Consider the following 19,674-nt stretch of genomic DNA (forward strand, 5'->3'; position numbering starts at 1 on the left):
TTGCTCTCTCTTCCCCTCTCTTTTTTCTTTTATCAACGCAAGCAAGCAAGTAAAAAAGGAGGGAGGGGGTCAAAAAGAAAAAAAGGGAGGGGGATTTTGCACTACTATCATACTCAACACACTCAACCATCACACTATCACGCCACCACAGAAATGGTATAAAATAAAAAATTTATTTTATGATAATTTTTATATATTAAAAAGTTTATATTTATTAATATTATTTCATTAGAATAAAATATATTTAAATAAATTGATGGAAAAAGGAGAATATATGAAGGTAGCAGAAATCATTGTAGAAACTTTGGTGCAAGCAGGCGTGCAGAGATGTTATGGGATTGTTGGGGATACGCTCAATCATTTTACTGACGCGATTTATCACAATCAAAATATTCAATGGGTGCATATGCGCCACGAAGAAGCAGGCGGCTTTGCAGCAGGGGCTGATGCGTTGATTACCCAAAGACCTGTAGCTTGTGCGGGCTCTTGTGGTCCAGGCAGTCTGCATTTTATCAATTCATTGATGGACGCAGGACGTAATCGTGCACCTGTGGTTTTAATAGCGAGCCAGCTAGAAACGCCACATCTAGGGACTAACTTCCCCCAAGAAGTGGATTTTAAAGCAATTTATGGCAGCTTTTGTGTGTATTGTGAGCAGATTCTCGCACCCTCACAAGCCCAGCAGATTGTTACAATGGCCTTGCAAAATGCGATCAATAAAAAAGGCGTGGCTGTTGTGATTATGCCTGTGAATATGAGTGTGCAGACTGCTACCTATGACCCCAATATGAAGGTGCATACGCCCAAGCCGATTTTTTATCCCAATGGAGATGAAATCGCACAAATGGCAGAGATTTTAAAAGCAGGCAAAAAGGTCGCTATCTATGCAGGAGCAGGGGTAGAAGATGCCCACGATGAGCTAGTTGCCTTAGCACAAAAGCTCAAAGCTCCCATTGCCCATAGTGCGCGCTCTAAGGACTTTGTCGAATATGACAATCCCTATAATATGGGTATGACAGGTTTGGTGGGCTTGAAATCGGGCTTTGATATGATGAACGAATGCGATACTTTATTGGTGTTGGGCTCAGATATGGCTTGGCGGCAATTTTATCCCCAAAAAGCTAGGATTATCCAAGTCGATGAAGACCCAAGCCATCTAGGGCGTCGCTGCGATGTGGAGCTTGGTGTGCTAGGGCGCGTGAAGCATACTTTAGAAAAACTCCTTGCAGCTATCGAAGAGAGGGAGGATAGGGAGTTTTTGGATACTTGTTTGCAGACTAAAGCTCAAGTAGAAAAAAAGCTACTCAAAGACATAGAAATATCAGGGGATTTGATACACCCGCAAGCCTTGAGTGCGATGATTGATAAATATGCAGCCGATGATGCGCTTTTCAGTGCTGATGGTGGTTCGCCAATGCTTTGGGCACTGCGCTATTTAAAGGGGAAAAAGGGACGGAGATTTTTTACCTCTCTTTTGCACGGGACAATGGCAAATGCAATGCCTATGGCTTTAGGGCTTAAAAAGGCTTGCCCATCAAGAGAGGTCATTTCTTTTTCTGGAGATGGTGGGTTGGCAATGCTTTTGGGCGATCTTTTGACAGCTATTCAAGAAAATCTCGCTATCAAGGTGGTGGTTTTTAATAATTCATCTTTGAATTTTGTGGAGTTAGAGCAGAAAGTTGAGGGGCTTTTGGATAATTATACGGATTTGAAAAATCCCTCTTTTGCTAAAGTCGCTGCGATGATGGGCTTTGATGCGTGGCGCGTGGAGAGTTCTGCAGAGCTTGAGGGGTGCGTGGAGAAACTCATGCACTCCAATAAGCCCGCACTTTTAGATGTTGTTGTCAATTCTAAAGAATTAATCATGCCCCCTAGGGTCAATCTGAGCGAAGTGGCACATTTTTCTTTGTATTCTGCTAAAGCCTTGTTAGCAGGGAGGGCAGGAGATGTCGAAGATATGCTGAAAACAAATATCAATAATATTAAAAATATCCTCTGATTTTTTCAAATTTTTTCAAATCCCAAGCTCTCTTGGCTAGATATGCGCTCTCTTGGCTTTTTGGTGATAGAGAGAGGGGACTTTAAATAGTGGGGTGAAAGATTAAGTTTGGATTGGATATGATTGCTTTTGAAAAATTATCCAATTATCCAATTATTTAATGGAGTTTGATTGCAGCTCATACATATCTTTCATTTAATGCGTATCCACCAATATGTAAAAAATCTTTTTATTTTCTTGCCTGTATTTTTTAGTTTTAAGATTTTTGATTTGCCGATTTTGCTCGATACTTTGGTGGCATTTGTGTGTTTTAGCTTGTGTGCGAGCGCTGTTTATATCTTCAATGATGTGATTGATGCACCACTGGATAAAATCCACCCAACTAAAGCCAAACGCCCCATCGCTGCAGGTAAAATATCTGTGCGTATGGCACTTTTTGTTGCCTTGATTCTTTTGTGTTTGGGGCTAGTGGGTGCTTGGGTCTTGATTCCCCCCCCCCCCAATTATTCTTTGCTTATTGATTTATATCGTCCTTAATATCCTCTATACGCTCAAACTCAAGCATATCCCTATTTTAGATATTTTTATCATCGCTGCGGGCTTTGATGTGCGCTTGTTTGTTGGGGCATTTGCAGGGGGTGTTGTGCTTTCAGAGTGGATTATTATCATGACTTTTTTGCTCGCACTTTTTTTAGCCCTTGCTAAAAGGCGCGATGATGTGATTTTGCAAGAATCAGGCGGGGTTAAAATGCGTAAAGTCATCGATGGCTACAACAAGCAATTTTTAGATATTGCAATGGCTATCAGTGCTTCTATTGTAATGCTTGCGTATATTTTTTGGAGCATTTCTTTGGAGGTGAGAGAGCGATTGCATAGTGATTATTTGTATCTAAGCAGCGTGTTTGTGCTTGCAGGGATATTTAGGTATATGCAGATTACTTTTGTGGAAAACAGAAGTGGGAGTCCGAGTAAAATCGTTTTAAAGGATAGGTTTTTGCAAGTGGTGATTTTGTGCTGGCTTGTCTTTTTGCTGATTTTGATGTATGTGTAAGGTGTGAGAAGATGGCGTGGAAAGATAGGGTGATTTATGTTGTCATGCTCCTTTGTTTGGGCGTGTTTGCGTATATGGATTATCGATATTTGGATATACAATTTTTAGGCGCTACAAGTGGAGATGAATTGCCCCAGTTCCATCAATGGCAGCATATGTATGAGGGCTTTTTACATCTTGATATTGAAAAGATTTTTCGCTTTGAATTTTATAACTATGGCTTTGGGTGGTATGTGCTCAATCTCTTAGTCATCGCTCCTTTTCATATGCTCCATCACACAGAAATGGCTATTTATATGCCCAGATTACTCAATGGGCTATTGAGTGTGTTGTGCTTGTTGGTGGTGTATCGATTTTGCAGGCTTTATTTGAGTGCAGTTTATGCGTATGGGATTGTGCTAATGGTGGGCTTGATGGGGGGATTTTGGGCTATGGGCTATATGCTCAAACCCGATGTGTTGCAAGCACTTTTGCTTTTGGTGAGTGTGTATCTCTTAGCAAGGGATCGTTTTGATTTTGGCAAATTCTATTATGGAGGGATTTTTGTCTTTGGGCTCTCAGTAGGCATAGCGAAATTTCAGGCAGTGATGTTTTTCCCTTTGTTTTATATGTATGCTTGTATGCCTTTTTGTGTTTATAGAAATAAGGCAGCGTTGCACTTTGCACTCAAGCAATGTTTGGGTATCACTGCGAGCACTCTTTTGCTTTGGCTTTTGACAAACCCATATCTGTTCCACCCTCGTGGATTTGCTGCGTGGTGGGATATGTTTATACTCAATATGCGCTCAAATGCGACCAATCACGGTGCTTATACCTCTGTTTCTTTGGGAGAGAAAATTTTTGGTGTGATCGATTTTTATTATTTTGAAAATGTGGTTTTTTTGTTTGTGATTGTTTTGGGGGGATTTATTTTAGGGAAGTTTGTGTATTTGCAGGCACAAAAATACCCAAAAAGAGCGTGCAAAGACCAGAGATTGGGGCAAATGGAGTTTTTTGTCGTGGTGAGTGTGGGGTTTTTGGTGAGTTTGGTTTATCTGCTTTTTGCTGTCAATAAGGCTTGGAGTATTTATTATTTGAGCACGATTTATTTGGGCGTGCTGCTTCTTGTTTTTTGGCTGTGTGGTTCAAAAAAATCCCGATACCTCTTGATACCTTTGCTTTTATTGCAGGTCGGGGGGGGGGGGGTAAATCATAGCTATGTGTCTGTGTTTAAAAAATACAATCAAGATTTATCAGGGCTATATGCACAAAGTGCGGAGCTATTGCATATGTTAAGACCCATTGTCCAAGAGCTGCATGCAGAGGGTAGGGGCGTTGCGATATTGAGCGATTTTCCCTCGTTTGGCTATGAAGAGCTAGGGCTTAGCTATAAAAATATCCATCAGATTTTTGGCAGGATTTCACCCGATATGCTTTCACCCCAAGCCTTTCTTGAACGATCGCACTCAAAGAATCTTGCTTATTTTACTCCCATTGATGTGATTGTCCTCTCAAGGCAAGGGGGCTTTTATGCCAAGCATACACAAATTTCTAAAGACCTTGCTTTGAGCTTGCAGACAATAGCAGCCCTAGAAAAAGGTGCTTATGGCTTCAAAAAGGTCGCTCAAAGCGAGCATTTTATTATTTATGTCAAAGACTTGCCTATAAAAGGGGCAAAATCAACCATCAAGGAGTAGCTGTGGGATTTTTAGAAACATTAAAGAATTTTTATTTGCATATTTTTGAAAAATACAAATGGGTGTTTTTCATTATTTTTGCTATTGCTATTGTGCGGTATGGATATTTGGGCTATCAAGAAGCGATGGGCTGTAGTGAAGATATGCAGTGGTATCCTGCTAGGCAGTTTTGGGGATTGGGGAGTTTTGTAGAGTCGATCAATCCTTACATAGCATATCTCAATGGTGATACATTTTTATCACAAGGCCCTAACTATGCCCCAATGCTTTATGTGCTGATGTATCCTTTGGCTTTGCTAGATTTTCAAGGCGCAAAGATGGCTTTTGCAATCCTTAATTTTGCTTGCTTTTTTGGGACTTTATGGGTGTTTTATAAGCACAAGCTCCCTTTAGCGTTTGTATTATCCTTGGCGATTGTATTTTTAGGGGGTTATCCCTTTGGGAATATTTTTAGAAATGGTCAGATTGGTATGATTTTGGGCTTTTTGATTTCTGTGGCGTATTGTTATCGCAAGAATCCGTGGATTTTGACCCTTGCTTTGAGCGTGATTTTTGTCAAATATACCTTTGGTATCCCTTTGTTTTTGGCGTTTTTCCTTGCGGGGTATTATCGAGAAGTGCTCCTTGCAGGTTGTATCAATCTAGCTTTTGTATTGCTTTTTGCTTGGCATTTTGATATGGGCGTGCTGCAGACTTTGCTATTAATGCCTCAAGTTTCTACATCAGCAACTCCGATTGGGCCTGCTGATTTGATGAGTCTATCGCGGCTGATATTTGGTAAAAATTTATTTTTTATTTCTAATCCATTTTTATGGGCGATCATCGGGCTTTATGTGGTTTATATCAGCAGAGTGTTATATGCCCCCCCCCCCAACAGCTTATGGGTCAGTTCTTCGCTGCTCTTGTCGCTGGGGACACTATACCATCTAGGATATGACCACTATATGTTATTCATAGCTATTTTGATTGCAAAAGATGTTTTGCGGGCAAAAAACTTTTGGCTGCTCTATCTTGTGGGCTTGAGCGTGTTTTTTTGGTATGGCAATCGGCTGTTTATGCGGGCTGATTTTAAGGCATTGTTGCATATGCCCCAAGAGCTGTTTTGGTCTATGAATATGGGTATCCCGTTCACTACAATCGTATCTATGACCTTGATTATAGGGGCTTTTGGTCTGCTTTTTGCCCATAGAGGGTGTAAAAACCACAGTGTTGCGAGATAGAAAAAGACAAAGGAGGATTTGAGATGATTCCATTTATACCACTGATTGTGCTTTCTGTAGCACTCAATGCCTTTGCGCAGCTTTTTATCAAAAAAGGAATGCTCACGCTAGGGGAGCTGCATTTGGATATAGCATTTGTTTTAAAAGCCCTAGGGAGTGCGTATCTGTGGGCAGGGCTTTTTTGCTATGGTGTGAGTGTGCTGACTTGGATGGTGGTTTTGTCTAAGGTCAATGTGAGCGTGGCATATCCATTTTTGGGCTTAGGCTTTGTCTTGACTTTGGTGCTGGCTTATTGGATATTTGGTGAGCCATTAGATGTGTATAAAATCATAGGGATTGTTCTTATTGGTGCAGGGCTTGTGTTTTTGAGTATGGCAAGGGGGTAGTGATGCGTTGTGTGGTTGTCGGTGGTAGTGGGTTTTTGGGCGGGTATGTGATTGATTTGCTGATTCAAGAAGGCTTTGAAGTGTTCAATCTTGATATTGCGCCCCCTAAGGCCAACTCTCAAGCAAAGTTTTTTCCAATCGATTTGACTCAAGATTTTGATTTTGCCCTCACTCCTAAAGATATTATCATCCATCTAGCAGCCAGACAATACCACCAAAAACCTCCTAGATACAAGAGAAAGGAATATTTTGATACTTTAAATGTAACAGGCACAGAGCGGCTTTTGCAAGTGATGGCAAGGCATGGTTGCTATCAAATGGTGTATGTAAGCACGGATATGGTCTATGGGAAACCTATGTATCTGCCGATTGATCTCATGCACCCTAAAAATCCTTTTGGCTTTTATGGAAAAAGCAAGCTAGAGAGTGAGAGAATCTCTCAGAGTTATCGCGAAAAGGGCTTTCAGATTAGTATCTTCAGACCTCGTATGATAGTGGGGAGGGGGCGATTTGGTATCTTGAGTAAGCTATTTGCCTTGATGGATAAGAATCTCCCTGTTCCATTGATTGGCAAAGGAGAGAATTGCTATCAGATGGTGAGTGTGCTTGATTGTGCCCAAGCGATTTTACTCTCAATCCAAAAGGGACTGCCTAATTCAGAGTTCAATCTCGGGAGTGCTTGCCCCCCTCCGATTAAGACCTTGCTTGCAGAGCTGATAAAAGACATTAATTCTCGCTCGATTCTAATCCCCACGCACGCATATACACTCAAAAAGACCTTAGGTTTTTTAGGCAAGCTAGGTCTTGAGCTGATGTATGCTGAGCAGTATCAAATCGCTGATAGAGAATATATTCTTGATATTTCTCACACACAAGCAATGCTGGGTTGGAACCCTGTGTATGCAGATAAAGATATGCTCATAGAGGCTTATAGAGAATACAAGGCACAAAAGAGCGGGCGATGAATATTGCTTTTTTTGATTTTGATGGGACGATGAGTCAAAAAGACAGCTTGTTGCTGTTTGTGAAATTTTTGGTGGGTAAGAAGAGGTTTTATCAAGGCATAGGCAGGCATTTTCTGATTTTGCTCGGATATATGCTAGGGATTGTGAGTAATGCATATGCTAAGGAGCGATTGAGCCGATATTTTTTTGCAGGATATACACAGGAGCTATTCACGCAAAAATGTGAGGAATTTCTGCCCTTTTTGGAGGGGATTTTAAAGGATTCTGCTTTGATGGCTTTGCGCTATCATCAGAGTCGTGGTGATGAGGTTGTGGTGGTATCTGCGAGTTTTGAGAATTATCTTTTGCCTTTGTGTGCGCGTTTGGGAGTGGGCTGTATTGGCACAAGGCTAGAAGTCTTAGATGGTCTCTTGAGTGGGGCGTTTGAGGGGCTTAATTGCTATGGAGCGCAAAAGGTTGTGCGGATTAGAGAAAAATTTGATCTCACACAATATGCAGAAATCTATGTTTATGGCGATAGCAAGGGTGATAGAGAGATGTTAGCACTGACAAGAGAAGAAAATAGATTTTATAGAAATTTTAAATAATGTATAATCACAAGATTTAAATCCATCAAGGGGCGAGAAATGAAAAAATATGTTGTGGGAGTTGTGGGGGCTAGTGGTGCAGTGGGTGAAGAGCTCTTTAAGGTCTTAGAAGAGCAAGATTTCCCTATCAAAAAGCTTGTCCCTCTAGCGAGTGCTCGGAGTATGGGGCAAGAGATAGAAGCTTGTGGTGGTGTGTATAAGATTTTAGAAACAACACATGATGTGTTTGCCAAAGAGGGCATTGAGATAGCGTTTTTTTCAGCAGGGGGGAGCGTGAGTGCGGAGTTTGCACCCTCTGCTGTGGAAGCTGGGGCTGTGGTGATCGATAATACAAGCCATTTTCGCATGCAAGCAGATGTCCCTTTAGTCGTCCCTGAGGTCAATCCTGAGGATATAGCCCTATGGAAGCAAAGAGGGATTATCGCCAATCCTAATTGCTCGACAATCCAAATGGTGCAAGTTTTAGCGCCCTTGCATCGTGTCTTTGGTATTGAACGGGTTGATGTGAGCACTTATCAAGCTGTCAGTGGGGCGGGCAAAAAGGGAATGGAAGAGCTTGTTGAGCAAATGCAGCAGTTTTTTGCCTTTAGTCTTGATAGCGCTGAACCTAGAGCCTTTCCCCATCGTATCGCGCTCAATTTGATCCCCCATATCGATCAATTCATGCCCAATGATTACACAAAAGAAGAGATGAAAATGCTCCAAGAGAGCAATAAAATCCTCCATAGTGATTTTGCTTTGAGTGCTACTTGTGTGCGTGTCCCTGTGCTGAGAAGCCATAGTGAGGCAATCACGATACATTTCTGCAAAGAAGTGGAGGCAAAAGAAGCCAGAGAGCTACTCAAAAAAGCCCCTAATGTTATCGTAGTCGATAATCCACAAGAGAAGCTATATCCAATGCCCACTCTAGCTACAGCTACAGATACAACTTATGTAGGCAGAATCCGCAATGACCTCTATGACAAAAAAATCTTGCATTTATGGTGCGTGGCCGATCAGATTCGCGTGGGCGCAGCGACAAATGCTGTGCGGATTGCACAAAAATGGATAAAACTCCACCGCTAAGCACTCTTAAAGCCCATTTAAAAGAGCCAAAAAGTCAAAAAACTAAAGGCTAGGAGCTAGGGGGCAAAAACTAAAAATTAAGAGCTAAAAGGGCGTGGGGGTTTAAGGATTGATTTGTGATAGGCTTTTGAGCACATTGTTAAAATCAGGCTTTGTGATGTGGTGTTTTTGCAGATAGTCTTCATTGATATGTTTCCATAAGAAGCTTTTCCCGATAATCCCGCCTTGATACAAGCTGACAAAAAAGCTCAAATCTCCATTTTTCTTTTGATGGATATGGACATAATAAGTTCTGCCATCATAGAAATTATAGACTCTGCCTTGCTCATAGGTGGAGGGCGAGGTTTGCTTGAGGTCATATAAAAAGACCACGCCCTTATCGGTGCGATTCCTTAGGGCTGGGTTGGGGTTGTGCGTGTCTTTTTGGGCAGGGGAGCCATTGGTATTAGCGATGGCATAAGCATAGTATTTGCCTTGAAATTTAAAAAACTCCACTAAAGAGCTTTGGATATACAAAAAAGACTCTGTTTGATACAGCCCCTCTAGTTTTTGGGCATAGGCAAAAATACTGACACATATCATAAAAACAAGGGATTTCATGGGATTAAAATCGCAAGTCAATGAGGTTTTTAGGGACTTTAATAACGGTTTTAAATATTGGAGATGTCACTTCTTGCCCCTCTTTTTTGAGCCCTCCAGCGTGTATGTCAGTGTCAAAAAATATAGCGAGCATACCACTAGATAAGAGGAATTTAGAGGTTTGAGGGCTTTGATGGTAGATGATGAGGTCTTTTTGGGTATCATAGGGGGTTTTGATTTTGAAATCTAAGGGGTCGCCCACTTCAAAAATCTCTTCTCCTGATACGACTAGCTGGAAATCGACATAAATTTTATGGCTTTCATAAAAGGCATTTTTGGGGTCTTTGCATGAATAGCTTTGCTCAATGGCTTGCAGCCCTCCACCAAGGTCAAACTTACGCTCAAGCCCCAAAGGAGTGTCTAGTATGCGCCGATATATGGGAGTATCTATAGAGCTTGCAGCGTTGAGATAAGTTTGCAAGGCTTTAAGGTTTGGATTTGCTTGGAGTGCGTGATTGAAGGTCTGGAGCTTCCCGATGAGTGCCATTTGTCCCCCCTTGTTGTATTTCGTGTTGTATTGTATCAGTTTAGTTTAAATACTTGCATATGCAATCATTTAAACTAATGCAATAAAATGAGAGCAAGATTTTGGAAGATATGCAGTTATGGTATATAGTTTAGGAGAATGGATTTGAGTATCGCTAGATTTTTGTTTGCCATTTGTATGGCTACAATGTTATTTGGCACGCAACTAGAAGATACCCTCAGAGGGGGGCAGACACATCACTCTTATTTGCCTCCATCTAGTTTGAAGCCCTCAAACCACCGCACAAATAATCCCTATTATTACCTACCCAACAGCAAGGGGCGATACCTTGGCACGAGCATAGGGATTTTGGGCGTGGGGCTTTTGGTCGGAGTTACAGGGCTATATTTAATGCCAGAGAGCGTGACCCATTGGGACAGGGAGCGATTTGGCTTTAGGAGTTGGTTGCAAGATATTCAGATTGGGCCAGCTGTTGATGATGATAATTTTTGGCTCAATGGTGTTGCCCACCCATATTTTGGCGCAGTGTATTATATGCAACCTCGTATGGCAGGCTATAGTTGGGCAGAATCTGTGCTTTTTTCTTTTGTGACTTCGGCGTTTTTTTGGGAATATGGCATTGAAGCTTTTGTCGAGATACCCAGTTGGCAGGATCTGATATTCACACCTGCGATGGGGTCGATATTTGGCGAAGTTTTTTATCAATTGACTCGATATATCCAAGGCAATGAGGGGAGACTCTTTGGCTCTAGGGTCTTAGGGCTTGGTATGATTGCTTTGATGGATCCTATAGGCTTTCTTGTGCGGGATTTGGGCGTGGGCAAACTCTTTGGTGTGAAAAACCAAAACGCACTGCAAGTATTTGCTTCACCTTTGGGCGTGGGCTTTAGCTATAGATTTTAAAATTTATAGCACTTTGGGGGGGGGGTATTGCTCTGTGTTGCACCACTTATCACTATTTATATAAGGAGCGTGAGAGCAAGGGAGAGGGGTTTTGGGCGATTATAATAAAAAATGCTCCATCACAGCCATACGGACAGCCACGCCATTAGTGACTTGCTCAAGCACCTTGCACCGAGGGTCTTTGAGGACTTCATCTTCAATATCTACATTTCTATGCACAGGGCCAGGGTGTAGGATAATGATATTTTTGTCTTTGATCATATCTTTTGTGATACAAAAATGATGAGCATAGTCTTTGAGTGAGCCGTATGTCTGGGTATCGTGCCTTTCTGTTTGGGTGCGTAAGCTCATCAACACATCAACTTCTCCTAGCACAGATTTCAGGTCAGCTGTTGTTTGTAAATGCGTTGAGGGCAAGAAATGCGGGGGAGCGACCAAAATAATCTCCATACCATAGCGCCCCAAAAGCTCGATATTGCTATTGGCCACTCGAGAATTTTTGATATCCCCGATGATTGCGATTTTTTTACCCACTAAAGAGGTCTTGAAATGATTTTTGATTGTCAAGAGATCTAGCAGGGCTTGCGTGGGGTGTGCGTGCGCGCCATCGCCACCATTGATGATAGGGCAAGATACATATTTGGCTAAATGCTCTCCTGCGCCTGCGTTTTTGTGTCTGATGATGATGGCGTGGGGTTTCATTGCATTGAGATTGGCTGCTGTATCAGAGATAGACTCTCCTTTTGCTGTGGAGCTTTTGCTCACATCAAGGCGCACCACGGTTGCCCCCAGTCTTTTGAGGGCGATTTCAAAGCTACTGAGCGTGCGTGTAGAATTTTCAAAAAATATTGTGACAGCCATTTTGCCTTTGAGTGTGTGGTGGGGTTCTTCTTCGAGATGAGTGTTGGCTTGGAGATGAGTGTTGGCTTGGGATAAAATCTTATCGATTTCATCTGTGCTCAAGTCAGTTGTTTGTATGAGGTGGCGCATAGTGGTTCCATTTCTTTTGTGATAAAATTCAGATATGATTTTAACCTAAGTAATCATAAAACACTCTTGTGCTGGATAAAAATAGGTTCTTGATGGATAAAAATATTTTATTTGTTTGTATGTTTGTTTTGTTGTCTGGCTGCGTGAGCTATTATTCAGGGGGGTATAAGCCTGATGTGATTGTAGAACGCAAGATACAAGCAAGCAGAAAGGGTGAAATCATCAAAGATGAAAAGCCCATTGTAGTGGCAGTAGCCACACATCTCAATGAGGTTGATAATGTTGTGTATGGTGGTCGGGAGTATTTTTTTGTCGAGATTTTTAGTGAGCGTCAAGATGTGTTTTATCACGGCATGATTAGTTTTACGCTTTTTGGCAAGCCGCCTATTTGGGTGCGAGAGATCAAAAAAGATGAATATGATGAGATTTTATCTGCGTCTAATAAATGGAGCAGGACTTTTTTGGTGGCTTTTGATGTGCTCGATCCCCTTGCTTCAAGAAAGGCAAAGCTAGTGATGGATATTTATGATGTGGGCAAAATCACTTTTAATTTTGCTTATCAAGCTATCCCCATGCAGTTTTAAATCATGCGTCTGGATCAGTATCTGCTTGAAAAAGGCTATTGCAAGAGCCGCCAAAAGGCAAAAGAGCTCATCACGCAAGCAAGGGTGTATGTGGGAGGGAAGATAATATGCAAGCCTGCATTTTGGATACCTCCAGAGGGGACAGAAGAGGTTGTGGTTGATGTCAAAAGGGTGTTCCCTAGCAGGGCAGGGGAGAAGCTTTGGGCGTTTTTAGAAACAAGCAAGCTAGAAGTTAGAGGGAAATCTGTGCTTGATGTGGGCTCTAGCACAGGGGGCTTTGCGCAAGCACTGCTTTATAGAGGGGCGAGGGCTGTGACTTGTGTTGATGTGGGGAGTCATCAGCTAGATACTGCACTGAGAGAAGATCCACGGATTAGGCTTTTTGAGCAGTGTGATATCCGAGAGTTTCAGACTCAAGAGAGCTTTGATTTGCTTGTGTGTGATGTGAGTTTTATCTCTTTGAGTAAGATTTTGGATTTTCTTATCCCTTTGAGTGCGTGCTTTATCTTGCTTTTTAAGCCGCAATTTGAAGTGGGGCTTTGCGCTAAAAGGAGCAAAAAAGGCGTGGTGCTCGATGCAGAAGCTATCAAGAAGCGGTGTTTGGAGTTTGAGGCTGAGATAGAAGCTAAGGGCTTGCAACTCAAAAATATGCAAAAATCATCACTCAAAGGAAAGGCAGGAAATGAAGAGTTTTTTTTCTATATCGAAAAACACTAAAATCACTAGCATAGCGATGGGGAAATTTGATGGGGTGCATTTAGCACATCAGAAGTTGTTTGAATTTTTGGATACAAATAGCTGCGTGCTTGTGATTGATAGGCGCAAAGGAGAGTATATCACGCCTTTTAAAGTGCGTCAAAACCTCATCGCACACCCCTCATATCTGCTCCCACTTGAAGAGATTTATACTTGGGAGGGAGGGGAGTTTGTCAGATTTTTGTGCGAGAAATTGCCCCATTTGCGCCGTATTGTTGTGGGCTATGACTTCCGTTTTGGTAAAAACAAAAATTATGGTGCTGATGATCTCAAAAATCTTTTTGATGGGGAGGTTGTGATTGTCCCTGAGGTTAAAATCGGTGAAATCCCCTTGCATTCTAGTATCATCAAAGAACTCATTGGCTTTGGGGATATGACATTAGCAAACAAGCTTTTGGGACGTTATTATAAACTCTATGGTAGGGTCATATCAGGGCAAAATCTTGGTTCAAGGGAGCTGTATCCGACTATCAATATCAAAACGCACGCATTTGTGTTGCCCGGAAATGGCGTGTATGCTAGCTTGACACATATCCAATCGAGGGTTTTTCCCTCTGTATCTTTTGTGGGGAATCGTTTGAGCACTGATAGGAATTTTTCTATTGAAAGCCATGTGCTTGGTGGGGCTATTAGCTTAGAGGAAAAATACATTGGTATTGAATTTGTCCAAAAAATCCGAGATAACAAGCACTTTGACTCTCTCCAAAAGCTCAAAGCCCAAATCGGAGCAGACATCTTGCAAGCAAGCCATATTTTAGGGTATTCGGGCTAGCCCCCCCACCTCTATTTTCTATTTTTTCTTAAAGTTTGCCCTTGAGACCTAAAAATCCCCATACCAATAATGCTAAAAATGACGCCCCCAAGCAGCATACAAAAAAAACTCCAAAACCATAAAACGCAATCAAATACCCTCCAATAGGCGGGCAGATAATGGCTAAAAACGCCTCTGTTCCTCCAAGGATACTCCAATCCATCGCACTATTTTTGCCAAAAGAATACTGCATCATCACAGCATAGAGCGCTACAAATTTGATATTGAGCACACAGACTGCAAGGATAAAAATACCTATTAAAATCCCTTGGGCGTGGCTTGATATGCCTAGATATGCCCAAATAAAGCCGATAAAAACTACGCACTCTAAAAACAAGCAAACCATCAAGGTCTTTTTATCCCCCAAACGCCGCCCCCATCTAGCCCCGATGACCCCTCCAGTAATGGAAGCAAAGGTGCTATAGAGCCCAAAGACAAGCCCTAGAGTTTCTAAAGAAATCTTTTGATCGACCAAAAACACACCAATCATAAACATACCCAGCCTAGCCCCTAGATTGGCTAAGAGAATCAGGGCGATTTTATGATAATTTTCTTTTAAGGCAGTTTTGAGCGTTGATTTGAGGGATTTGAGGGGCACAGAGGTAGAGGTAAGGGCAGAGGTAGAGGCGGGCTCAAAAGAGCTGATAAAAGCTAGTTTATGGATAAAAAAGCTAGGCAGCACAAAAATAGCAATCATACCCACTAAAGCGCTTGTGGCAACTTGAGTGCCATAATGCCCATAAAGGAGCAAAAACATACCAGAGCCAAATATCGCCCCTATGGCTGCAGCGATCACGCGAATCGCTGTGATGTATGCATAGTGTGTGATGTGTGTATCAATCCCTGTAGCGCTCAGTGTGATATCACTGATACTCAAAGCCACTTGTATCAAAAAACAAAGCAGACAAAACATCACAAAATCAGAGCCATAATCAAGCAAAACGCTCAAAGCTACAAGCACAATCAATCCGAGATTAGCGCCAACCATCAGTGTTTGGGTCTTTGTGGGAGTTTTTCGGTAGTTTTGTATATAGGGGGTATAGAGGATTTTAAGACACCAAGGCAAAAGCACAATATGCAAAAACCAGCCAATCTGCACAGCACTCATACCAGAATCTCTGAAAATACTCGGAAGTGTCTTGATGACAAACATACCTGCAATCCCTGAGATACAATAAGTAGCAATAAAGTTTGCATAAAGAATCATCGCGATTGATTTTTTGCCCTTAGGGCTTGAGGGCCATATAGATTGCATGCACTAGACTTTAGAGGTGTTATAGCCGATAAGAGAGCCCAAGACCAATATTACGCAAATCCCCTAAAATCAGCTGCTTGCCCCCTCCAAGACTCCCTGCGTCATAGCCATAGTTTGCGTATTTTTGGTTGAAAATATTCTGCACATACACACTGAGATTGAGCCCATTTTTCATTTCCACTCTAATGGAAGCATCGAGCAGGGCATAGGGGTCTTGGGCTAGGGTATTGCTCTCATCAAAATACATTTTAGAGTAAAAATTCCCATTGAGATTGAGGAAAAATTTGTATTTTGCAAGACGCACAAACGCCCAGTCGATGTTGGCATTGATCGTGATATCAGGGGCATAGCTTAAGGTATTGTTTTTAAGGCTTGTATGGGTGATATAATCAATCGCTTTGATATATCTAGAATGCCCAAAAGTCCCACCAAGTGATATTTGCAAGCTTTCTATGGGAGAGAGATTGACTTGAAGTTCAAGCCCTTTAGAATCGGTTGTGCCAATATTTTTGAGTGTTTGGTTACCGATGATACCAATGAGGACTTGCTTGTTGGTGGTGTAGATATAATAAGCAGCTGCGTTGAGAGAGATTTTATTGTCCCAAAATTCGCTATGGATACCGATTTCAGCGTTTTGTGTGTATTCGGGTTTGATGATATCTTTGTCCCCCTCTTTGCTTGTGTAGAAGAAAAAGCCCCCTGCTTTATAGCCGTTTTGATAGAGGGCATAGAGTCGGATATTTGCGTTGATATCATAGCCCAGGGCGACTTTTGGAGTGAGGATATTAGAATCATAGCTATTTTTAAAAGGTGCGAGATAATCCACCATTAGCACTTGCCCATCTTTGTTTTTAAGCATATAGCTAGGATCTCCCTTGCCACTAAAATGCACTCTGGAAGCATCGAAGCTATATCGCAATCCCAAAGTAAAATCAAAGCCCCAAAATTGCGGTGTTTTGCCCTCACCATAGAGCGCAAAGACATTTTTGTCAATCTTTGTCTTGCCATCAATCGGGCTAAAATGCAGCCTTGGTGCAGCTAGGTCTGCGATAGTGATATTGTTTTGGAGATTTTGGAAATACAATCCAAATATAGAATACCCGCCTTTTGCATACTGACTCACCAACCGCAGCTCATCAGTCCAAGTCCCCCGTCTTTCGTCCCACGCCCCATAATACAGCTCTTGCTTATAAAATCTGTCTTGATAGGAGAGGACATTGGTGAGTGAAGTGTTTTTGAAATCAAATTGGAGTTTTAAGGCATAAGTTTGCACATCACGCAAAAAGTTTGGTATTTGATAAGTTTTGCTGACTTCAAGGCTTTTATAAGCCTTGCTATCGAGAAAAAATCCATCGTGGTGGTCTTTGAGTAGAGAGTCGATAGAATATTTAAAGAGTGCTTGGAAGCCAGAGTCTTTGGGGGTTAAGGCAATGGAGAGATTGCCTAAGATGTCGTGGCTATCATCAGGGCGTTTGTTGCTGCCCTCCCTCTTGAGCTGCCCGCTATAGCCTTGATAAGCGATATTCCCGCCCACATAGAGCCAATCCTTGAGTAAAGGAGCAGAGCCAGTGAGTATTGCATTTTGAGCGAGGGTGCCTACAGAAGTGCTTGCGTGTAAATGTGGGGTATTGCTTGTGATGGGGTTGGTGATGATATTGAGCACGCCAGCTTGGGCGTTCTGTCCCCAGATTGTGCCTTGAGGGCCCCTTAAGAGCTCAACGCGCTTGACATCTAAAAGCTCTTGTGTGAGAAATGCTGGGTCTTGAGGGATTCCATCAACATAGATAACTAAAGAGGGGTTGAAATAATCCGTGCTAGAGATCCCCCGAATACTGCCTAGCACATAGCCCGGCCCTGCAGTGGCTTTGAGGACAAATCCGGGGAGTATTTTGCTTAAATCTTGTGTGGAAAATATTTTCAGATCACCAAGCTTTTTGCCATTAACAAGTGCGATGGAGCCATCAATCTCTCTGAGATTTTGGTCAAATTTGTTTGCAGAAACAATCTGTGTTTGGAGCAAATAATTTTGCTCTTGGGTTTGCGTTTGGTCTGTTTGTGTTTGTGTTGCGTTGGAGGCAAACACCAAGCTTGAAGCAAGGCTTAGGGACTTTATTATTTTGTATAACATCAGAATCCTTTGATAAATAAAAATGATTCTTGATTTTATAAAATAGCAGGCTTGATTTCTACTCTAAAAGAATTTTTTACTCCAAACACATAAGGGGAGGGGGCATAATTTCAAAAAGCTCTTATATTTAATGTGTTGCTAAAAATTTACAAGGCAAAATTACATCATCAATCTTTTAAAACCAAAAAAAGGCTAGTTATGTGCGTCAAAGAAATCCAACCCGATGATCTTTTTATGTTAGAAAAAATGTCCAATACCATTAGATTTTTGTGTGCTGATATGGTCGAAAATGCACATAGTGGGCATCCGGGCGCTCCCATGGGGTTGGCTGATATTGCTGTGGTGCTAGGGCTGCATTTGCGTATCAATCCCAAAGATCCTAAATGGCTCAATAGAGATCGCTTGGTCTTTAGCGGGGGGCATGTGAGTGCTTTGGTGTATAGTTTGCTGCATTTATGGGGCTTTGATGTGAGTTTGCAAGATCTTAAGAATTTCAGAAAACTAGGCTCAAAAACACCTGGTCACCCAGAATTAGGTCATACTGAGGGAGTAGAAATCACTACAGGCCCGCTTGGGCAGGGGTTGGGTAATGCTGTGGGCTTTGCGATGGGGGCAAAATATGCTCAAAATATCTTAAGCTCTGAGATTATCGACCATAAAGTGTATTGTTTGTGTGGAGATGGGGATTTGCAAGAGGGGATCAGCTATGAGAGTGCTTCAATCGCAGGGCACCATTGCTTGGATAATCTCATTGTCATCTATGATAGCAATGCGATTACTATTGAAGGAGATGTGGGGCTAGCGATGAGTGAGGATATTGCGCAGAGGTTTCAAGCACAGCAATGGCGAGTTTTAGAGTGTGATGGGCATGATTTTATCTCTATCCATCAAGCCTTGCTTGCAGCTAAGAACTCTACAAAACCCACGCTCATTATCGCAAAAACCATTATCGGCAAAAATGCCCTCACACTAGAGGGTAGCCATAAAACCCATGGCGCTCCACTAGGAGCAGCAGTGATTGCTGAGTCTAAGAAGGCTTTGGGCTTTGATGCAGCGCAGAGCTTTTTTATCCCCGAAGATGTGGCTTTGCGTTTTAGCCAACTCAAAGAAAGAGGCGAGCTCGCACAAACACTTTGGGAGCAAAAGCTCGCTTGCAATCCTGAAATGAAGCAAAAAATATCTGCAATGCAGTGTCCTGATTATGATGGGATCGTGTATCCGACTTTTAAGACAGGCGAGATGATGGCTACGCGCGTGAGTAATGGCAAGATTTTAAACGCCCTTTCACAATCCCTTTTGGGCTTTATGGGTGGGAGTGCTGATTTAGCGCCATCAAACAATACGCACCTAGAGGGCACAGGCGATTTCCCTAATGGCAAAAATCTGCATTTTGGTATCAGGGAGCATGCAATGGGGGCTATCAGTAATGGGATTGCAAACTATGGCTTGTTTTTGCCCTTTTGTGCGACATTTTTTGTTTTCAGTGATTATATGAGCGCGAGTATCCGAGTGAGTGCGATCATGCGCACAAAGATATTTTATGTATGCACACACGATAGTATCGGTGTGGGAGAAGATGGGGCGACGCACCAGCCCATCGAGCAGCTCAGCCATTTTAGAGCAATGCCTAATCTTTTGGTCTTCCGTCCTGCTGATGCGTATGAAAATATCGCTTGCATGCAAGTAGCCTTGAAGGCACAAGCCCCAAGTATGTTTGTGCTTTCGCGTCAAAATCTCCCGATTCTCTCTCCTGTCTCATATGAGAAAGTCGCTAAGGGAGGGTATTTGCTCCAAGAGGTGCGCGCAGGTCTAACCCATCAAATCACATTGCTAGCTAGCGGGAGTGAGGTGGCTTTGGCATTAAAGAGTGCTGTGATATTAGAAGATGAGGGGATTGGCGTGCGTGTGGTGAGTGTGCCTTGTTTTGAGCTTTTAGCCCAAGCAGGGGAGGCATATCAAGCGAGCTTGTTTGCTAAAAGCAAGGTGCTTGCTATCGAGGCTGCTAGGGGGCTTGAGTGGTATCGATGGGCTGATGGTGTGGTGTGTATGGATAGCTTTGGGAGTTCGGGCGTGGGTTCAGAGTTGTTTGCACATTATGGCTTTGAGCCTCAAAATATCGCGCAAGAAGCTAAAAAGCTATTGACTTTAAAACAATCAATCTAAAAGAGAGTG

The 19,674-nt window shown here is 42.4% G+C and carries 19 protein-coding genes; 14 read left to right on the forward strand and 5 right to left on the reverse strand.

What is annotated here, in order from left to right; genetic code table 11:
* The first annotated feature begins 274 nt into the window (after nucleotides 1-274).
* The 9 genes from BKH46_RS00290 to BKH46_RS00325 all read left to right on the forward strand — a co-directional run bounded on the left by BKH46_RS00290 (nucleotide 275) and on the right by BKH46_RS00325 (nucleotide 8,949).
* The gene (locus tag BKH46_RS00290) at nucleotides 275-1,999 is read left to right on the forward strand and encodes a thiamine pyrophosphate-dependent enzyme (RefSeq protein WP_095224821.1); all 1,725 of its coding nucleotides are present in this window, start codon (nucleotides 275-277) and stop codon (nucleotides 1,997-1,999) included.
* Nucleotides 2,000-2,170: 171 nt separating this feature from the next.
* Nucleotides 2,171-2,536: a UbiA family prenyltransferase gene (locus BKH46_RS09720; RefSeq protein WP_253248260.1), complete on the forward strand. Its 366-nt coding sequence runs from the start codon at nucleotides 2,171-2,173 to the stop codon at nucleotides 2,534-2,536.
* Complete coding sequence (locus BKH46_RS09725) at nucleotides 2,517-3,050, forward strand: hypothetical protein (RefSeq protein WP_253248261.1); 534 nt, start codon at nucleotides 2,517-2,519, stop codon at nucleotides 3,048-3,050. Before BKH46_RS09720 ends, BKH46_RS09725 begins: the two co-directional genes overlap by 20 nt.
* A gap of 11 nt (nucleotides 3,051-3,061) precedes the next feature.
* Nucleotides 3,062-4,726 (forward strand): hypothetical protein, encoded by a 1,665-nt coding sequence (locus BKH46_RS00300; protein ID WP_095224822.1) that lies wholly within the window; start codon nucleotides 3,062-3,064, stop codon nucleotides 4,724-4,726.
* A 2-nt stretch (nucleotides 4,727-4,728) separates the two neighbouring features.
* Entirely contained in the window at nucleotides 4,729-5,946 is a 1,218-nt protein-coding gene (locus tag BKH46_RS00305) for a glycosyltransferase family 87 protein (RefSeq protein WP_095224823.1), read from the forward strand.
* A 23-nt stretch (nucleotides 5,947-5,969) separates the two neighbouring features.
* Nucleotides 5,970-6,332 (forward strand): SMR family transporter, encoded by a 363-nt coding sequence (locus BKH46_RS00310; RefSeq protein ID WP_095224824.1) that lies wholly within the window; start codon nucleotides 5,970-5,972, stop codon nucleotides 6,330-6,332.
* Nucleotides 6,333-6,334: 2 nt separating this feature from the next.
* On the forward strand, nucleotides 6,335-7,297 hold the full coding sequence (locus BKH46_RS00315) for an NAD(P)-dependent oxidoreductase (protein ID WP_095224825.1): 963 nt from the start codon (nucleotides 6,335-6,337) through the stop codon (nucleotides 7,295-7,297).
* Nucleotides 7,294-7,884 (forward strand): HAD-IB family hydrolase, encoded by a 591-nt coding sequence (locus tag BKH46_RS00320; protein ID WP_095224826.1) that lies wholly within the window; start codon nucleotides 7,294-7,296, stop codon nucleotides 7,882-7,884. Before BKH46_RS00315 ends, BKH46_RS00320 begins: the two co-directional genes overlap by 4 nt.
* Nucleotides 7,885-7,923: 39 nt before the next feature.
* Nucleotides 7,924-8,949: an aspartate-semialdehyde dehydrogenase gene (locus tag BKH46_RS00325; RefSeq protein WP_095224827.1), complete on the forward strand. Its 1,026-nt coding sequence runs from the start codon at nucleotides 7,924-7,926 to the stop codon at nucleotides 8,947-8,949.
* Nucleotides 8,950-9,051: 102 nt separating this feature from the next.
* Here BKH46_RS00325 and BKH46_RS00330 read toward each other — a convergent pair whose 3' ends face one another.
* Together BKH46_RS00330 and BKH46_RS00335 are read right to left on the reverse strand one after the other, a co-directional pair.
* Nucleotides 9,052-9,549 carry a DUF2147 domain-containing protein gene (locus BKH46_RS00330; protein WP_095224828.1) on the reverse strand — a complete coding sequence of 166 codons (498 nt, stop codon included), beginning with the start codon at nucleotides 9,547-9,549 and terminating at the stop codon, nucleotides 9,052-9,054.
* Between the two features lie 4 nt (nucleotides 9,550-9,553).
* Nucleotides 9,554-10,075, reverse strand: a complete 522-nt coding sequence (locus BKH46_RS00335) for a YhcH/YjgK/YiaL family protein (protein ID WP_095224829.1) — start codon at nucleotides 10,073-10,075, stop codon at nucleotides 9,554-9,556.
* Nucleotides 10,076-10,213: 138 nt separating this feature from the next.
* Between BKH46_RS00335 and BKH46_RS00340 the strand changes: the two genes are divergently transcribed.
* Entirely contained in the window at nucleotides 10,214-10,978 is a 765-nt protein-coding gene (locus BKH46_RS00340; RefSeq protein WP_253248262.1) for a DUF3943 domain-containing protein, read from the forward strand.
* Nucleotides 10,979-11,077: 99 nt separating this feature from the next.
* Here BKH46_RS00340 and BKH46_RS00345 read toward each other — a convergent pair whose 3' ends face one another.
* Nucleotides 11,078-11,968 carry an aspartate carbamoyltransferase catalytic subunit gene (locus BKH46_RS00345; RefSeq protein ID WP_095224830.1) on the reverse strand — a complete coding sequence of 297 codons (891 nt, stop codon included), beginning with the start codon at nucleotides 11,966-11,968 and terminating at the stop codon, nucleotides 11,078-11,080.
* 92 nt (nucleotides 11,969-12,060) lie between these two features.
* On the opposite strand from BKH46_RS00345, the gene BKH46_RS00350 reads away from it, so the two are divergent.
* Genes BKH46_RS00350 through BKH46_RS00360 form a run of 3 tightly spaced genes read left to right on the forward strand, consistent with a single transcriptional unit; the run spans nucleotide 12,061 to nucleotide 14,080 of the window.
* Nucleotides 12,061-12,552 carry a hypothetical protein gene (locus tag BKH46_RS00350; protein WP_095224831.1) on the forward strand — a complete coding sequence of 164 codons (492 nt, stop codon included), beginning with the start codon at nucleotides 12,061-12,063 and terminating at the stop codon, nucleotides 12,550-12,552.
* A gap of 3 nt (nucleotides 12,553-12,555) precedes the next feature.
* The gene (locus BKH46_RS00355; RefSeq protein WP_095224832.1) at nucleotides 12,556-13,269 is read left to right on the forward strand and encodes a TlyA family RNA methyltransferase; all 714 of its coding nucleotides are present in this window, start codon (nucleotides 12,556-12,558) and stop codon (nucleotides 13,267-13,269) included.
* Nucleotides 13,235-14,080, forward strand: a complete 846-nt coding sequence (locus BKH46_RS00360) for a bifunctional riboflavin kinase/FAD synthetase (RefSeq protein WP_095224833.1) — start codon at nucleotides 13,235-13,237, stop codon at nucleotides 14,078-14,080. Before BKH46_RS00355 ends, BKH46_RS00360 begins: the two co-directional genes overlap by 35 nt.
* A gap of 28 nt (nucleotides 14,081-14,108) precedes the next feature.
* Here BKH46_RS00360 and BKH46_RS00365 read toward each other — a convergent pair whose 3' ends face one another.
* The gene (locus tag BKH46_RS00365) at nucleotides 14,109-15,374 is read right to left on the reverse strand and encodes an MFS transporter (protein WP_095224834.1); all 1,266 of its coding nucleotides are present in this window, start codon (nucleotides 15,372-15,374) and stop codon (nucleotides 14,109-14,111) included.
* A gap of 19 nt (nucleotides 15,375-15,393) precedes the next feature.
* Nucleotides 15,394-17,502 carry a TonB-dependent receptor gene (locus BKH46_RS00370; protein WP_095224835.1) on the reverse strand — a complete coding sequence of 703 codons (2,109 nt, stop codon included), beginning with the start codon at nucleotides 17,500-17,502 and terminating at the stop codon, nucleotides 15,394-15,396.
* A 198-nt stretch (nucleotides 17,503-17,700) separates the two neighbouring features.
* Between BKH46_RS00370 and tkt the strand changes: the two genes are divergently transcribed.
* Nucleotides 17,701-19,665, forward strand: a complete 1,965-nt coding sequence (gene tkt, locus BKH46_RS00375) for a transketolase (RefSeq protein WP_095224836.1) — start codon at nucleotides 17,701-17,703, stop codon at nucleotides 19,663-19,665.
* The last annotated feature ends 9 nt before the right edge of the window (nucleotides 19,666-19,674 follow it).

This window comes from Helicobacter sp. 12S02634-8 (assembly GCF_002272865.1).
Lineage (GTDB): Bacteria > Campylobacterota > Campylobacteria > Campylobacterales > Helicobacteraceae > Helicobacter_J.

Bases quoted from the DNA above. Each gene is read 5' to 3' on its own strand.
- BKH46_RS00290 (WP_095224821.1), top strand. From the start codon at position 275: ATGAAGGTAGCAGAAATCATTGTAGAAACTTTGGTGCAAGCAGGCGTG.
- BKH46_RS00300 (WP_095224822.1), top strand. From the start codon at position 3,062: ATGGCGTGGAAAGATAGGGTGATTTATGTTGTCATGCTCCTTTGTTTG.
- BKH46_RS00310 (WP_095224824.1), top strand. From the start codon at position 5,970: ATGATTCCATTTATACCACTGATTGTGCTTTCTGTAGCACTCAATGCC.
- BKH46_RS00315 (WP_095224825.1), top strand. From the start codon at position 6,335: ATGCGTTGTGTGGTTGTCGGTGGTAGTGGGTTTTTGGGCGGGTATGTG.
- BKH46_RS00320 (WP_095224826.1), top strand. From the start codon at position 7,294: ATGAATATTGCTTTTTTTGATTTTGATGGGACGATGAGTCAAAAAGAC.
- BKH46_RS00325 (WP_095224827.1), top strand. From the start codon at position 7,924: ATGAAAAAATATGTTGTGGGAGTTGTGGGGGCTAGTGGTGCAGTGGGT.
- BKH46_RS00330 (WP_095224828.1), bottom strand. From the start codon at position 9,549: ATGAAATCCCTTGTTTTTATGATATGTGTCAGTATTTTTGCCTATGCC.
- BKH46_RS00335 (WP_095224829.1), bottom strand. From the start codon at position 10,075: ATGGCACTCATCGGGAAGCTCCAGACCTTCAATCACGCACTCCAAGCA.
- BKH46_RS00340 (WP_253248262.1), top strand. From the start codon at position 10,214: ATGGATTTGAGTATCGCTAGATTTTTGTTTGCCATTTGTATGGCTACA.
- BKH46_RS00345 (WP_095224830.1), bottom strand. From the start codon at position 11,968: ATGCGCCACCTCATACAAACAACTGACTTGAGCACAGATGAAATCGAT.
- BKH46_RS00350 (WP_095224831.1), top strand. From the start codon at position 12,061: ATGGATAAAAATATTTTATTTGTTTGTATGTTTGTTTTGTTGTCTGGC.
- BKH46_RS00355 (WP_095224832.1), top strand. From the start codon at position 12,556: ATGCGTCTGGATCAGTATCTGCTTGAAAAAGGCTATTGCAAGAGCCGC.
- BKH46_RS00360 (WP_095224833.1), top strand. From the start codon at position 13,235: ATGAAGAGTTTTTTTTCTATATCGAAAAACACTAAAATCACTAGCATA.
- BKH46_RS00365 (WP_095224834.1), bottom strand. From the start codon at position 15,374: ATGCAATCTATATGGCCCTCAAGCCCTAAGGGCAAAAAATCAATCGCG.
- BKH46_RS00370 (WP_095224835.1), bottom strand. From the start codon at position 17,502: ATGTTATACAAAATAATAAAGTCCCTAAGCCTTGCTTCAAGCTTGGTG.
- tkt (WP_095224836.1), top strand. From the start codon at position 17,701: ATGTGCGTCAAAGAAATCCAACCCGATGATCTTTTTATGTTAGAAAAA.